Origin of the sequence: Kitasatospora sp. MAA19, assembly GCF_029894125.1 — a bacterium.
Taxonomy (GTDB): domain Bacteria; phylum Actinomycetota; class Actinomycetes; order Streptomycetales; family Streptomycetaceae; genus Kitasatospora.
In genome coordinates, this window is record NZ_JARXYZ010000019.1 from 20,614 (window position 1) to 35,012 (window position 14,399).

Genomic DNA, 14,399 nt, shown 5'->3' on the forward strand with positions numbered 1-14,399 from the left:
GAACGGGCGCCGCACGCTCGCTGTTCGTTCGGCACAGGGCGGCGGCGCGGTGCCGGGCGCTGCGGCGCGGCATCCCGCTGGCGTCGGGCAACCGCTCGGCGGCTGCCCGGTCGGCCGTGCTCAGGCGAACGGGCGGGTTCGTGCAGGCGGTCTCGCTCGGGCGGGCGGACGGCGGTCACCTGGGCGGTCGGACCGTGGAACCCCTGATCCACAGGAGGTCGGCGCCGCGTCAACGGGCGCGTCAGCACCGGTCCACCGGCCAGGAGCGCGGGCGCGGAGCGTCCCGGTCGCCTGCGTCGAGCGGTGGGGCTCGTTCGAATGGATCTGGTCGGAATCGACGTCAGGAGTTCGGACGGAGGACGGGCCTTCGGCAGGCTCCCGGCAGTGGCCGGCGGGCCTTCGATCAGGGTGGTAGCGCTACCCGGGGGTGCCGTTACATGCCGGTGCGGCCGTCGCACGGGTTGGAAGGGCCGATGCGGCAATCGCCCCAGGACGTGTTGAAGACGCTGATGACGGGGCCGTCCGACCGGGAGAGGGCGGCCGTTGACGACCCCGGGGCGCCCACCGGCGCGAGGCCCGTCGGATCGCCGGTGACGGCGGTTGCCGCGAGAGCACACAGAGCGGTCAGGGCCGTGACGGCGCCGGCGACGGCGCGGAGAAGACGGTTCACAACGAGCTCCTTGAAGTCATAGGTGTGGAGAAGGAGCGAAGGCAGGACCGACAAGGGGTGGTGCGGTCATGTCGATGCCAGGATTCTTTCCCCGCGCACCCTCCGGCGACCAGGCACGATGCCCGTCATTAAAGTGTCAGGACACTAGGAGACAGGGGGAGGAAGTGTCCGAAGCGGATATGACGGACAATCTCGGTGTGCCGGGGCCGGAGGAACCGGCGCCGTCCACACGAGGCGGTGGATGCGCCGCGCTTCCGCCGGGCCCGGGGGGGCCCAACGGAAACGACGCGGTCGACTGGCAGGTCTACGACCACGTCCGCGCGCACGGCCGGCTGGATCCCGACGACCTCGCCCGCGCCCTCGGCATCGATCCGCAGGAAGCCCGCGCGGCACTGGCCCGGCTGGCCGAACGGCACCTGGTCCTCTTCGATCCGGCCGATCCCCAGCAGGGCCGCGCCCTGTCCCCGCGCACCGCCCTCACGGGCCTCGCCGCCGAGGTCGAGGCCCGCATCGCCGCCGAGACCGCCGCCCATCAGCAGCGCCTGGCCGCCCTGCGCGAGGACATCCAGCGCTTCACCCGCCTCACCCACCCCGGCGTCCCCGACGCCGCCCCGGACGCGGTGACGGTGCTGCCCGACATCACGGCGGTCAACGCACTGCTGGAGGAGGAGGCCGCCCGCTGCCGCTACGAGGTCATCGCCTGCCAGCCCGGCGACGTCTCCCGCAACCCCGCCAACCTCGAACCGGCCCTGGCCCGCGACCGCGCCCTGCTCGAACGCGGCATCCGCATGCGCTCCCTGCAGCAGCACTCGGTCCGCTTCCACGGCCCCACCCAGGTCTACGTCGCCGCCGCCACCGCGCTGGGCGGCGAGTACCGGACCGCCCACGAACTCTTCGGCCGCCTCATCGTCTTCGACGACACCGTCGCGTTCCTGCCCACCGACTCCACCACCTGGGGCGCCGTCGTCGTCCGGGAACCCCATCTCATCGCCTACCTCCGCGGCATCTTCGAACAGACCTGGACCCACGCCACCGTCTTCCAGGACCCCACCGCCCTCGGCGCCGAAGGCCTGGGACAGGCCGCCCGCGACATCGACGCCACGCTGCTGAGACTGCTCGCCTCCGGCCTCAAGGACGAGACGATCGCCCGCCGCCTGGGCCTGTCCCTGCGCACCGTCCGCCGTCGCGTCGCCGACATCCTCGAACGCCTCGGCGCCGAAAGCCGCTTCCAGGCCGCCGTCATCGCCACCCGCACCGGCCTCCTCGACCGCCCCGACGACGCGGACCCGGCCGAACTCCCCGAAGACGGGGAAGCGTCCGACAGGTAGGGTGTAACATATGAATAGCGATAACGACCCTTACGAGCTGCGTGCGGGTGTACCCACCACCGAGGTCTTCCGCCGCCTGCGCACCGACGCCGGCCTCTCCGACCGGGCACCCGAGGCGGTCGCGCTCGCCCTCCCCAACACCTGGTACGGCGTGGTCCTCCACCACGAGGGCGAGCCCATCGGCATGGGGCGGATCATCGGCGACGGCGGCGTCGCGTTCCAGATCGTCGACATCTGCGTGCACCCCGCACATCAGGGCCGCGGCCTCGGCAAGCGGATCATGGCCGCGCTCACCGAGGAACTCGACCGCCGGGCGCCCGCCACCGCCTACGTCTCGCTGATCGCGGACGGCCCCGCGCGCCACCTCTACGAGAAGTTCGGCTTCGCGGACACCGCCGCGCACGACTCGGTCGGCATGTACCGCCTGATGGGCGCCTGACGGGCGGGAGTTGAGGACACTGCGCCCGGCCCGCCGCGCGGGCCGGGCGCCCGGGATCTCGCTGGTGCCGCCCGGGTACCCGCCCGGGGCCGCCCGGGTCAGGGCATGATCACGAGCTTCCCGCGGACGTGACCGGTACGGCTGGCCTCGAAGGCCTCCCCCGTCTTCTCCAGCGGATACGTCCCCGCGACCTCCACGCCGAGCGCGCCCCGGTCGACCAGCGCCGCCAGCTCGGCCAGCTTCGCACCGTCCGGGCGGACCCAGATCCAGTGGCCGCCGTGCTGTTCGACCGTCGGATCCGCCACCGAGACGTGCCGACCGCCCGGCGCCAGCACCGCCAGCGTCGTCTCCAGCTGCCCGCCGACGAAGTCGGCCACGGCCGACACTCCGCCGGGCACCAGCTCCCGGACCCGTTCGGGCAGGCCCTGCCCGTACGTCACCGGTTCACCGCCCAGCGCCCGCACGAAGGCGTGGTTGCGTTCGGAGGCGGTGCCGATCACCCGGGCACCCCGCTCCCGCCCGAGCTGGACGGCGAGACTTCCCACCCCACCGGCCGCGCCGTGCACGAGCAGGACGTCCTGCGGGCCCACCGCCAGCCGGTCGAGACTGCGCAGCGCGGTCAGCCCCGCCAACGGCAGCCCCCCGGCCCGGGCCCAGTCCAGCCCGGCCGGCTTGCGCGCCACCGCGGAGGCGTCGACCGCGACGTACTCGGCGAAGGTCCCGCCCTGCACCACGTCCTTGCGGGCGTACGCCAGCACCTCGTCCCCGACCGCGAACTCGGGGGTGTCGGGGCCGGTGCGGGTGACCACCCCGGCCACGTCCCAGCCGGGGACGACCGGAAAGACCGTCTCCATCATGGCGTCCAGACCGCCCGCCATCACCTTCCAGTCGACCGGGTTGACGCCGGCCGCCCGCACCCGGACCAGGACCTGCCCCGGTCCGAGCTTGGGATCGGCCGTCTCCCCGTAGCGCAGCCGGGAGTTGTCCGGTGCGTAGGAGTCGTAGGTCACCGCGCGCATGGAACAGACCTCCCGAAGCCGGTTTCGTCGCCCCCGCACTGAGCCCCGCCCGCACCCGGACGGCCCTGGCCAGCCTACGGGGCCCGGGCCGCACCGGCACCCGGTGCACCTGCCCGGTCCGGTGCGGCCGCTCCGTCCTCCATGGGCACGGGCCAGGTGGAGCGCGGCGGCGCTCACTCGCCGCGCAGCTCCTCGATGACCGGGGCGAAGGCCTCCATCGCGGGCTCCACGACGGTGATGTACGTGAAGCCGTACCGCTCCCGCTGCGCGCGCAGCTGGTCGGCCATCTGCCGTACCGTGCCTATGAGGGAGGTCGGCAGCTCGAGGGCCTCGTCCTCGGTGAGGTCCGGGATGGTGAGGTACGGCATGGTGTCGAGGGATGGCCGCAGGGCGGCCCGGCGGTTGTCGGTGACCACGACCGTGTAGATCAGGAGGTTCAGCTCGGCCGGCTCGGCGCGGTCGGCGGCGAAGCGCTGGTACGCGGCGACGCGTTCCTCCAGCTGCGCGGCTGTGAGCATGATCGGCTTGCCGGTCGGGTCCGCGCGCCCTCCGGTGAACGAGGCGATCTCGGCGTGCCGGGCGGTCAGCTTCAGGACGCGGTCTCCGTTGCCGCCGATCAGGAGCGGCGGGCGAGGCCGCTGCAGCGGCTGCGGCACGAAGTCGTCCAAGCCGTACAGACGGTCCAACTCATCGATCGTGCGCTGGAGATGGGTCACGCGCTCGCCGGGCGTGCCGAAGGGCAGGCCCGCCGCATCGTGCTCCCACTTCAAATAGCCGGTGCCGAGCCCCAGCTCAAGGCGGCCGCCGGTGAGCTGGTCCGTGGTGGCGACCTCGCGGGCGAGCAGCGTCGGGTTCCAGAAGCCCGAGTCGAGCACGTACGTGCCGAGCCGGGGTCTCTCGGTGGCATCGGCCGCGGCGACCAGGGCGGGGAACGGCGCGGGCCTGTTCAGGTGGTCGGCGACCGTGATCACGTCGTAGCCGAGCATCTCCGCCGTGCGGCACTTCTCGCGCCACTGGCCGCTCGCCGCCGGGGTGAGCAGAGTGACGCCGAAACGAAACGGGCGGGCCATGAATGCTCCTTGCACGTAGACACATTGGCGGTGCCCGCGCCCAATCGGCGAGCACCGCCGGCCAGTCCACCACCTGTGAGCGATCACCGCCAGCACATTCGTGCGGAACGATGAGCCTGGACACGTCAGCCTCCATGTTTCGGTTCGGGTCGGCTGATCTGGGGTGATCCCCGCGTCGGAGGCCGCACGGCCGTTGACGGATTGCGGGCCTGCCGCAGGCCCCGCGCGCTGACCGCGACGCTCAACTGGTACCGCGCCCCCGCCGGCGTGCTCGCCGTCGAGGCCGGGCGGATCACCGCCCCGACCCTGTACCTGTGGGGCAGCTTGGGCGACGAACGGCTGCCGAGCCGATACGTTCGGGCTACTCCCCACCCGGCACCGGCGCCGGTGCCGTCAGCCGAAGGAGACCCACCCGATGAACGATCAGCACATCGATCTGCTCTCCCAGTTGGACAGCCTCATGACGGAGCGCCACCGCGCGGACCTCGCCGAGGTGGACCGGCTGCCGACCCTTGAGGTCCTGCGCCTGATGAACGCCGAGGATCAGGGGGTGGCGGCGGCGGTGGGCCGGTGTCTGCCCGAACTGGCGGCGGCGGTCGACGCCGTCGCGGAACGGATCGGCCGGGGCGGCCGGCTGGTCTACGCCGGGGCCGGTTCGGCGGGGCGGCTGGGCGTCCTGGACGCCAGCGAGTGCCCGCCGACCTTCAACAGCCCGCAAGGCCAGGTGATCGGGCTGATCGCCGGCGGACCGGACGCGGTGGTGACGGCGGTCGAGGGCGCGGAGGACCGGCCCGAGCTCGCGGCGCAGGACCTGGCACGCATCGGTCTCACCGCCGCCGACGCGGTGGTCGGGATCTCCGCGTCGGGACGGACGCCGTACGCGATCGGCGCGGTCGAGACCGCCCGCCGCGCCGGCGCCATGACCATCGCCCTGGCCTGCAACCCGGGCTCGGCCCTCGGGCACGCGGCGGAGATCGCGATCGAGGTGGCGGTCGGGCCGGAGTTCCTCACCGGCTCCACCCGGCTCAAGTCCGGGACGGCGCAGAAGCTGGTGCTGAACATGCTCTCCACGGTGGTGATGATCAGGCTGGGCAAGACCTTCGGCAACCTGATGGTCGACCTGCGGGCCACCAACGACAAGCTCCGGGCCCGGAGCCGCCGCATCGTCGCCCTCGCCACCGGCGCCGACGACGCGGCCGTGGGCCAGGCCCTCGCCGCGACCGGCGGGGAGGTCAAGAACGCCATCCTGGTGATCCTGGGCGCGGTCGACGGCCCGACCGCCGCCCGGCTGCTCGACCACGCCGACGGCCGTCTGCGCGACGCGCTCCAGCAGGTCTGATCCCCCGACTCCCCGAGCATCCCGGAGGCCCGTCATGTCGAACGAGAAGGACCGCGCCACCGCCCGAGCCATCCTCCCCCTCGTCGGGGGCGCCGCCAACATCCACTCCGTCGCCCACTGCATGACCCGGATGCGGCTCGGCCTGAACGACCGTTCCCTGGTGGACGAGGACGCGCTCCGGGCCCTGCCCGCCGTGCTCGGCGTCGTCGACGACGACACGTACCAGATCGTCCTGGGCCCGGGCACCGTCGCCCGGGTCACGCCCGAACTCCACCGGCTCGTCGCGCAGGAGCCCCCGCGTGCCGACGCCGCCACCAGCGCCGAGGACCTCGCCCGGCGCGGCGCGGAGCTCAGGGCGGAGGCCGGCGCCAGGAACGCGACCCCGGTCAAACTGCTGCTCCGCCGGGTCGCGAACGTCTTCGTGCCGCTGATCCCCGCCCTGATCGGCTGCGGCATCGTGGCGGGCATCAACGGCGCGCTCACCAACCTCGGTTGGGCTCCCGCGCTGGTCCCGGCCCTCACCGCGATCTCCTCGGGGTTCATGTCCCTGCTCGCCGTCTTCGTCGGCTACAACACGGCGAAGGAGTTCGGCGGCACACCGGTCCTCGGCGGCGCCGTGGCCTGCGTGATCGTCTACGCCGGGGTCTCCAAGGTGGAGGCCTTCGGGCACCACCTCGCGCCCGGCCAGGGCGGTGTGATCGGAGCGCTCGGCGCCGCGCTGCTGGCGGTCCAGGTGGAGCGGTGGACCCGGCGGGCGATGCCCGACGCCCTGGACGTCCTGCTCACCCCGACGGTCACCGTCCTCGTCACCGGACTGGTCACCCTGTTCGGCCTGATGTTCCTCGCCGGGGAGGTCTCCACCGCGATCGGCGACCTGGCCACCTGGTTGCTGGCCCACGGCGGCGCCTTCGCCGGGCTGGTACTCGGCGGCCTGTTCCTCCCGCTGGTCATGCTCGGCCTGCACCAGGCACTGATCCCGATCCACACCACCCTGATCGCCCAGCAGGGCTCCACCGTGCTGCTGCCGATCCTCGCCATGGCCGGGGCCGGACAGGTCGGCTGTGCCGTGGCCGTGTACGTGCGACTGCGCCACAACCCGTCGATCCGGGCGACCATCAGGTCCGCGCTGCCCGCCGGTTTCCTGGGCGTCGGCGAGCCGCTGATCTACGGTGTCTCGCTGCCGCTCGGCCGCCCGTTCGTCACGGCCTGCCTCGGCGGCGCCTGCGGCGGGGCCGTCGTCGGACTGCTGGGCCAGCTCGGCACCGCCATCGGCTCGACCGCCATCGGCCCCTCCGGCTGGGCCCTGTTCCCCCTGCTGGCCGGCTCGCACGGCTTCACGGTGAACGCGGCCGTCTACGCCGCCGGCCTGGTGACGGGCTACGCGGCGGGCTTCCTGGCGACGTACTTCTTCGGCTTCACCAAGGGCATGCTCGCCGACCTCGACGCGCCCGCCCCGGAATCCGGCCCGGACGTGGCCCCCGGCAACGGCAGCAGCGGCGGCAGCAGCGGCAGTGCCGACGACGGCCTCGCGGAAACCGGGCGCCCGAGCCCCGCGTAGTCGCCGCCGTTCGGGGCGCCCGCCCCGTGGCGGCGCGCCGGTGGGGCACCGGGACCGCTCGCCCCGGCTCCTCGAAGGAACGCCGCCCGGCCGGTACGGTCCGGCCAGTGCGGTCCGGCCGGTACGGTCCGGTCAGTACGGTCCGGCCAGTGCGGCCACCTCCGGGAAGCGGGCGATCGCCTGGTCCGCGGTGGGCGGGGCGGCCCGCCGGGGGCGGAGCGCGGCGAGCGCCACGGCGGGTCTGGTCAGCCGGGCGGGCGGGGCGGCGAGGGAGAACACCTCGAAGTAGGCGGCCGAGACGGCGGGGTCGGTGAGGGCCGCGCCGAGCAGCCGGCGGGTGTACCAGCGGGTGAACACGCCGGCGGGCTTGCCGGCGGTGGCGGGGCGGCTCGACCGCACGTCCGGGAAGCCCTGGTCCTGGTCCCTGGCCATGTGCCAGGGGGCATCCACGACCCGGGCGATCCGGCGCTGGATCGGGACGCTCACGCCGGGGTGCAGGCCTTCGGCGCCGAGGACCGCACGGATCGCGACGGCGCACTGGGCGGCGACCGACATGCCGTGCCCGTACACCGGGTTCAGCGCCGCCACCGCGTCGCCGGTGGCGGCGAACCCGATCGGCGGGCCGCCCTCGTAGACCTCGTAGCGGCGGCGGCGGTTGAGCATCCCGTGGCAGGTGCGGATCGGGCCGAGCGGGCGGGCGGCGCGGGCGAGGTCGTGGACGACCGGGTGGTCCAGCACCTTCAGGAAGTCCTGGAACCCGCGTTCGCTCCGGGCGGGTTCGCTGCCCCGGGTGCCGGAGAGCGTGACGATCCAGCGGCCGTCCTCGATCGGGATGATGGTGGCACCCCGCCCCGGCCGGCCCCGCCACGGGGCGGGCACGATGCTCACCACCGGGAACCCGTCGTTGCCGCCGGGCGTCTCGAACACCCGGGCGGCGTAGGCGAGTCCGGCGTCCACCGTCTCCTCACGAAGCCCGTCGAAGCCCAGCGCGCGCAGCCACTCGGGGGCGCTGGAGCGGCGGCCGGTCGCGTCCACGACCAGGTCGGCCGGCAGGGTCTCGCGCGATCCGTCCGGGTTCTCGACGTGGACCCCGGCGATCCGGCCCGGATCCCCCGCCAGGCCGAGGACGCGGGTGCCCTCGCGCACCGTCACGGCGGCCTGTTCGCGCAGCCGCCGGCGGATGACGTGGTCGAGCAGGTGCCGGCTGCACGAGATCAGGTAGGCCGGCGAGTCGAAGTCCTGGAGCCAGCCCGGCCCGAGGCGCATCAGCAGGCCGGCCGGGATCGAACGGCGGTGGGCGCCGGCGGCGAGCAGGGCGTCGAGGCTGCCCGGCAGGAGGGCCTCGATGGCGTCGGCGCCGCCGCCGAGCAGGATGTGGCTGAACTCGCCCTGCGGCAGGCCCCGGCGCGGGCCGGGCAGGCGGGGCAGGACGTCCTGTTCGAGGACGGTGACGTTCCGGGCGTGCGGTGCCAGGGCAGCGGCCGCGAGCGTCCCGGCCAGGCCGCCGCCGAGGACGAGGGCCGTGCTCACCCGGCGGCTCCGGTCGGCACGTCGCGCAGGAACGGCACCGGGTGCCCGGGCAGGGTGGGCGCGCCGGGCCCTCGGGGGATCAGCGCGGGGACTCCGTACGGTGGCGGGCGGCCATCGCCGTCCAGTGGATGAGCACGCGGGCGGGTCGGACCGACCCGAGGACGAGTGCTCGTACCGCGCCGGCCGCCCGCACCCGGCCACGCGCACTGCAGTACGGACATGCCTGTGCCCATGCTCCCCCTCGCTCACCGTCTCCGGCCGGTCGGCCGGTCGGAAATGACCAGTGTGGCCAACCACCGCGACTGTTAAAAGCGCAACCATCGCTTTTCCCCCGCACGAGTGATCACGCCGTCGTCATGACGACGCAGGCCGCAGACGGGCCCTCCGTACCCGCCCCACCCCGCAGCGCCGCCCGGCGGCCCGAACTCCCGTAATCCGCTTGGGGCATGGTGCCGGGGGTGACTACGGTGACGGGATGGCGACCCAGGTGATCGTGTTGAACGGTGGTTCCAGCTCGGGCAAGTCCGGGATCTCCCGGTGCCTGCAGGGAGTGCTGCCGGAGCCCTGGTTGGCGGTCGGGGTCGACACGCTGATCGAGGCGATGCCCGCGTCCATGCGGGAGTCGGACGGGGGCATCGGATTCGCGGCCGACGGCGGGGTGAGCGTCGGGACGCGGTTCCGGGCGCTGGAGGCGGCGTGGATCGCGGGGGTGGCGGCCATGGCACGGGCGGGCGCACAGGTGATCGTCGACGAGGTCTTCCTCGGCCGGGCGGAGTCCCAACGACGCTGGGAGCAGGCGCTCGCGGGCCTGGAGGTGCTGTGGGTCGGGGTCCGGTGCCCGGCGGAGGTCGCGGCCGGCCGTGAGCTCGCCCGGGGGGACCGGATCCGGGGGATGGCCGAGTCGCAGGCGGAACCGGTCCATCAGGGCGTGCGCTACGACCTGGAGGTGGACACCTCGCGTGCCGAGTCGCTGGACTGCGCGCTGAAGATCGCCGCCCAGCTCGCACGGTGACGCGGGCAGTCGACCGGTGCGCCGGGGGCCGCCGACCACGGCCCCCGACGCACAGGTCGACCGATGCCTAGTGCTGTGACCGGGATGGTTCACCGTGATCGGAAGGCGGCTCGCGGGACGAGCGCACGCGAAACGGCTGGTATTACTGGAGCATGCAGGAAGAGACCGCACGCTCCGCGATCGACACGTTCATCTCCGCTTTCAACGCCTCGGACGACAGCTATGTGACTGCCCTGCTCTCCCAGGCCCTGACCTCAGACGTGGTCTTCTGGGGGCCGTTGGGCCGCAGCGAAGGAATCGCGGCGGTCGAGCGGTTCGTGCTGGACATCCGGCGCCACCCGGCGGGGACCGGCACGATGATGCGCTGCTCAGCGGTGGACATGCCTGACGAGTGGGCCCGGTACCAGTGGGTCTTCACCACGCCGGATGGAGGCCCCCGCCTGGCGGGAACGGACGTCGTCCATCTGCGGCGGAGCCTCATCGACCAGGTCATCGTCTTTGCGGGGGAGATCGAGCCGTCCGCCTCCTGAGTCATCCTTCTGTCGCTGTCCTTCTCCTGAACTTGCCCCCTTCGGCGCTCGGGGGCTGCGGTTCGCAGTTGGTCAGGCTGCGGTCACGGTCACAGCACTAGGCTCCCTCCCGGTGCCGCCACCGCACCGGGTCGACGACGCCCGCCACCGGATCGCCGGGGCCCGGCGGCCCGGTCCGCACCGGCGGCCGGTACCCGGCGCACGACAGGACGAGCATCTCGTCGCCCCCCGGCTGGAACTCGTAGGCCACCCGCTCCAGTCGGCTCGGCACGCCGTCGCCCGCCAGCCGCTCCCGGACGCGTTCCAGCGAGCCGTAGCGGGTGGTGCCGCTGTGCAGCAGCACCGGGAACAGCCGGACCTCCCGGCGGGCCACCCGGGCCAGCTCGAACAGCGCGGCCAGGTGGAAGTCCTCGTCCAGCCGCACGCCGTACGAGAACAGCAGGTGCGAGCTGAGCACCAGGTCGAAGGAGCGCGTCGCGAAGGGCAGGTGCGGCAGTGAGCCGGCCACGTAGCGGTCCGGGCGGGCGGCGATGTCGGCGGTGAAGTCGCGGGCGGAGGCGGTCCGCAGGCGGGTGTAGCGCTCGGGGTCGCCGAACCACGTCCAGACGTGGTTCGGCGCCTCCCGCACCAGGTCCGCGTGCTTGTGCCGGACCTCCCGCTCGGCCAGGACGCCGAGTTGCTCCCGGTGGTGGGCGTACTCGGGGTCGACGGCGACCGCGTCGACCCCGCGCCGGCCCGCCTCGGCGGTGAAGCTCGCGGCCCCGCCGGGGCAGTCCAGGATGCGCTGGTCGAGGTCGCGGTCGGTGAGCGCGAACATCGCGCGGTACTCGTCGAAGGATCGGGCGCTGACCAGCATGGTTCAGCCCCTCCCGAGGTACGGCATGGTGGTCGGCAGGACGGTCAGGGACTGGATGTTGGTGTCCGGCGGCATCGAGGCCATCAGCACGACCGCCTCGGTGAAGCGCTCCACCGGGATGGTCGCCTCCACCGCCATCGTGCCGTCCGCCTGCATCGCGGCCGGCTGCGGGCTGCCGTCGACCGGGGCGACGTTGCCGACGTCGATCTGGCCGACCGCGATGCCGTACGCGCGGCCGTCCAGGGACAGCACCCGGGTGAGGCCGAGGACGGCGTGCTTGGCGGCCGTGTACGCGACGGAGTTGGGCCGGGGCACGTGCGCGGACGGTGCGCCGTTGTTGATGATGCGCCCGCCCTGCGGGGACTGGGTGCTCATCACCCGGAAGGCCTCGCGCGCGCAGAGGAAGCCGCCGGTGACGATGGTGTCCAGGACCCGGTTCCAGTCCTCGAACGGGGTCTCGGTGATCGGCCGGCGCGGGGCGGCGGCGCCGGCGTTGTTGAACAGCAGGTCCACCCGGCCGAACCGGTCGCGGACGGCGTCGAACAGGGCGGCGACCTCCTCCGGGTCGCGGATGTCGGTCGGGACGGCCAGCACCCGGGCCGGGTCGACGCCCGCGAGGACGACGGTCTCCTGCAGGGCGTCCTTGCGCCGCCCGGCCAGGGCGACGGACCAGCCGGCGTCGAGCAGGGCCAGCGCGGCGGCCCGGCCGAGGCCGCTGCCGCCGCCGGTGACGATGGCGATCCGGCCGTGCGGCGGTACCGACGCCTGCGCCTGCGCGGTCACAGCTCCTCCCCCGTGTTCATCCAGATCCGCAGCATCCGCCGGGAGTTCGGCCCGGGCTCGTCCACGTAGGCGGAACGCCCGTGCAGGACACGACTGTTGCGGATGATCAGCAGGTCTCCGGCGGCCATCGGCAGGCCGAAGGCGATCTCGGACCGGTAGAGCACCTCGTCGAGTACGCCGAGCGCCTCCCACTGACGGTCCGTCAGCGGCGGGCCGCCGCGGTCGGGGGACGAGCGGACGGTGCGGGTCTGGTAGTAGCAGGCGATGGTCCCGTCCTTCTGGGTGTAGAGGATCGGGGAGACCACGACCTGGGGCCCGGCCCTTCCGGTCCGGTCGAAGGTCCAGTCCTCGGTGAGGGTGGCGAGGGCGTCCGGCCGCTCCCGCCCGATCAGGTCGTAGACGTGCCGAGCGCTCGCCAGCTTGGTCAACCCGCCGCCGTGGAAAGCGGGTTGCAGGCAGAGCAGGACGAGCAGGTCGCAGGTGTCGCAGTGGAAGCCGAGTTCGGTGTTGCCGTCGCCGTCCTGGTCGCTCAGCACCTGGGTGAGGTCGCCGCGCCCGTTCTGCGGGACGATCTCGCCGAAGTCCCGCAGCAGGAAGGACAGGGCGGCCGTGACGTCCGCCTCCGGGGCGGTCGGATCGACCAGCCCGCCGACGTGGGTGACGCCGACGGAGCCGGTGCTGCCGTGGACGAACGCGCGCAGCTTCGCCCGGACCGGCTCGGCCGCGCCCCAGCGCTCGGCCCGCGCGTCCGCCCAGAGCAGCCGCCGCTCCCCCTCGTCGAGCGCGAGCGACCACAGCTCCCGGCGCGCCTCCAAGTCCGCGCTGCTCCAGCCGATTTCGGACACCGTGTCGTCGTGCATGTGCTGAACCACTCCTCTCTCCTCCTGTGCCGCGGCTGTCGCTACTGCTGGGCGGCGCTCGCCGCCACCGCCTTCGACCAGAGCGCCAGCGCCTCGTCGATCTGCTCGGCCGTGACCACCAGCGCCGGGATCATCCGGACCACGTTGAGGTGGACGCCGCAGATCAACAGCAGCAGGCCGAGGTCGGCGGCCGTCTGCTGGGCGCGCCGGGCCGCGTCCGGGTCGGGGGAGCCGTCCGGGTGGCAGAACTCGTTGCCGATCATCAGCCCGGGCCCCCGGACGTCCGCGACGCCAGGAGCTGCGGCGGCGACCGCCCGCAGGCCGTCGAACAGGCGCCGCCCCTGCTCGGCGGCGTTGTCGACCAGCCGCTCGTCCCGGATGACGTCCAGTGTGGCGAGCGCGGCGGCGCAGGCCACCGGGTTGCCGCCGTAGGTGCCGCCCTGCGAGCCGGGCCAGGCCCGCCGCATCAGCTCGGTCGGCGCGGCGATCGCGGACAGCGGGAAGCCGCTGGCCAGGCCCTTGGCAGTGATCAGGATGTCGGGCACCACGCCGTCGTGGTGCCGATGGGCCCAGAACCGGCCGGTGCGGCCGAAGCCGGTCTGGATCTCGTCGACGACCAGCAGGATGCCGTGCCGGTCGGCGCGCTCGCGCAGCCCGGCGAGGAACCCGGCCGGGGCGGGCACGTAGCCGCCCTCGCCCAGCACCGGTTCGACGAACATGGCCGCCGTCTCGGCGGGGGCGCTGGCGGTCGCGAGCACCTGGTCGAGTCCGCGCAGGGCGTGCTCGACCGCCTCCTCCTCGCTCAGCCCGAGGCTCAGGCCGAGCCGGAAGGCGTCCGGGAACGGCGCCACCGCGACCCCGGGCATCACCGGGCCGATGCCCGCGCGGAAGCGGGTGCCGGCCGTGGTGAGCGCGGCCGCGCCCATGGTGCGGCCGTGGAAGGAGCCCTCGAAGACGATCACGTTCGGCCGCCCGGTGGCGTGCCGGGCGAGCCGCAGCGCGGCCTCCACCGCCTCGGTGCCGGCGGTGGCGTAGAACAGCGAGTCCAGGCCGGGCGGCAGCACCTCGCCGAGCCGCTCGGTGAGGGTGAGCAGGGGGTCGTGCAGCACGGTGGTGTACTGGCCGTGGATCAGCCGGCCGGCCTGCTCACGGACCGCCTCGACCACGCGCGGGTGGCAGTGGCCGGTGCTGGTCACCCCCACGCCGGAGGTGAAGTCGAGGTAGCGGCGGCCGGCGGCGTCGAAGAGGTGGAGTCCTTCGCCGCGGGTGGCGACGACGGGGGTGGCCTGCTTGAGCACCGGGGAGAGCTGGGACACGGGGTCCGCCTTCCATGGGGTCTGGGTGAACGGGATCGGTGGCGCGCGTGGTCGACGGATCGGTCGGCAGGTGGGTCGGCAGGTGGGTC

Annotated in this window: 14 protein-coding genes; 6 read left to right on the plus strand and 8 right to left on the minus strand. The window is 73.7% G+C overall.

Going from position 1 to position 14,399, the window contains the following annotated elements:
* Positions 1–433: 433 nt before the first annotated feature.
* Positions 434–670: a hypothetical protein gene (locus P3T27_RS25815; protein WP_280682520.1), complete on the minus strand. Its 237-nt coding sequence runs from the start codon at positions 668–670 to the stop codon at positions 434–436.
* Between the two features lie 179 nt (positions 671–849).
* On the opposite strand from P3T27_RS25815, the gene P3T27_RS25820 reads away from it, so the two are divergent.
* Together P3T27_RS25820 and P3T27_RS25825 are read left to right on the plus strand one after the other, a co-directional pair.
* A complete protein-coding gene (locus tag P3T27_RS25820; RefSeq protein WP_280682522.1) occupies positions 850–1,998 on the plus strand; it encodes a helix-turn-helix transcriptional regulator in 1,149 nt (382 codons plus the stop codon).
* A 10-nt stretch (positions 1,999–2,008) separates the two neighbouring features.
* Positions 2,009–2,437, plus strand: a complete 429-nt coding sequence (locus tag P3T27_RS25825) for a GNAT family N-acetyltransferase (RefSeq protein WP_280682524.1) — start codon at positions 2,009–2,011, stop codon at positions 2,435–2,437.
* Positions 2,438–2,535: 98 nt separating this feature from the next.
* Here the strand turns inward: P3T27_RS25825 and P3T27_RS25830 are convergent, their stop codons facing one another.
* Together P3T27_RS25830 and P3T27_RS25835 are read right to left on the minus strand one after the other, a co-directional pair.
* Positions 2,536–3,456, minus strand: coding sequence for an NADP-dependent oxidoreductase (locus tag P3T27_RS25830; RefSeq protein ID WP_280682526.1), 921 nt, complete (start codon positions 3,454–3,456; stop codon positions 2,536–2,538).
* A gap of 173 nt (positions 3,457–3,629) precedes the next feature.
* Positions 3,630–4,526: a TIGR03621 family F420-dependent LLM class oxidoreductase gene (locus P3T27_RS25835; protein ID WP_280682527.1), complete on the minus strand. Its 897-nt coding sequence runs from the start codon at positions 4,524–4,526 to the stop codon at positions 3,630–3,632.
* Between the two features lie 415 nt (positions 4,527–4,941).
* Here P3T27_RS25835 and murQ point away from each other — a divergent pair, with 415 nt between their 5' ends.
* Together murQ and P3T27_RS25845 are read left to right on the plus strand one after the other, a co-directional pair.
* Positions 4,942–5,865, plus strand: a complete 924-nt coding sequence (murQ, locus tag P3T27_RS25840) for an N-acetylmuramic acid 6-phosphate etherase (RefSeq protein WP_280682529.1) — start codon at positions 4,942–4,944, stop codon at positions 5,863–5,865.
* Between the two features lie 34 nt (positions 5,866–5,899).
* The gene (locus P3T27_RS25845; protein ID WP_280682531.1) at positions 5,900–7,423 is read left to right on the plus strand and encodes a PTS transporter subunit EIIC; all 1,524 of its coding nucleotides are present in this window, start codon (positions 5,900–5,902) and stop codon (positions 7,421–7,423) included.
* Between the two features lie 132 nt (positions 7,424–7,555).
* Here the strand turns inward: P3T27_RS25845 and P3T27_RS25850 are convergent, their stop codons facing one another.
* The gene (locus P3T27_RS25850; RefSeq protein WP_280682533.1) at positions 7,556–8,953 is read right to left on the minus strand and encodes an FAD-dependent monooxygenase; all 1,398 of its coding nucleotides are present in this window, start codon (positions 8,951–8,953) and stop codon (positions 7,556–7,558) included.
* A 475-nt stretch (positions 8,954–9,428) separates the two neighbouring features.
* On the opposite strand from P3T27_RS25850, the gene cpt reads away from it, so the two are divergent.
* Both cpt and P3T27_RS25860 read left to right on the plus strand, forming a co-directional pair.
* The gene (gene cpt / locus P3T27_RS25855) at positions 9,429–9,965 is read left to right on the plus strand and encodes a chloramphenicol phosphotransferase CPT (RefSeq protein WP_280682534.1); all 537 of its coding nucleotides are present in this window, start codon (positions 9,429–9,431) and stop codon (positions 9,963–9,965) included.
* A 152-nt stretch (positions 9,966–10,117) separates the two neighbouring features.
* The gene (locus P3T27_RS25860; RefSeq protein ID WP_280682535.1) at positions 10,118–10,495 is read left to right on the plus strand and encodes a nuclear transport factor 2 family protein; all 378 of its coding nucleotides are present in this window, start codon (positions 10,118–10,120) and stop codon (positions 10,493–10,495) included.
* A 97-nt stretch (positions 10,496–10,592) separates the two neighbouring features.
* Here the strand turns inward: P3T27_RS25860 and P3T27_RS25865 are convergent, their stop codons facing one another.
* The 4 genes from P3T27_RS25865 to P3T27_RS25880 are packed head-to-tail and all read right to left on the minus strand — an operon-like array spanning position 10,593 to position 14,310.
* Complete coding sequence (locus tag P3T27_RS25865; RefSeq protein ID WP_280682536.1) at positions 10,593–11,351, minus strand: class I SAM-dependent methyltransferase; 759 nt, start codon at positions 11,349–11,351, stop codon at positions 10,593–10,595.
* Between the two features lie 3 nt (positions 11,352–11,354).
* Positions 11,355–12,134, minus strand: coding sequence for an SDR family oxidoreductase (locus P3T27_RS25870; RefSeq protein ID WP_280682538.1), 780 nt, complete (start codon positions 12,132–12,134; stop codon positions 11,355–11,357).
* A complete protein-coding gene (locus tag P3T27_RS25875; protein ID WP_280682540.1) occupies positions 12,131–12,994 on the minus strand; it encodes a TauD/TfdA family dioxygenase in 864 nt (287 codons plus the stop codon). Before P3T27_RS25875 ends, P3T27_RS25870 begins: the two co-directional genes overlap by 4 nt.
* Before the next feature lie 41 nt (positions 12,995–13,035).
* Positions 13,036–14,310, minus strand: a complete 1,275-nt coding sequence (locus tag P3T27_RS25880) for an aminotransferase class III-fold pyridoxal phosphate-dependent enzyme (protein WP_280682542.1) — start codon at positions 14,308–14,310, stop codon at positions 13,036–13,038.
* Positions 14,311–14,399: the final 89 nt, after the last annotated feature.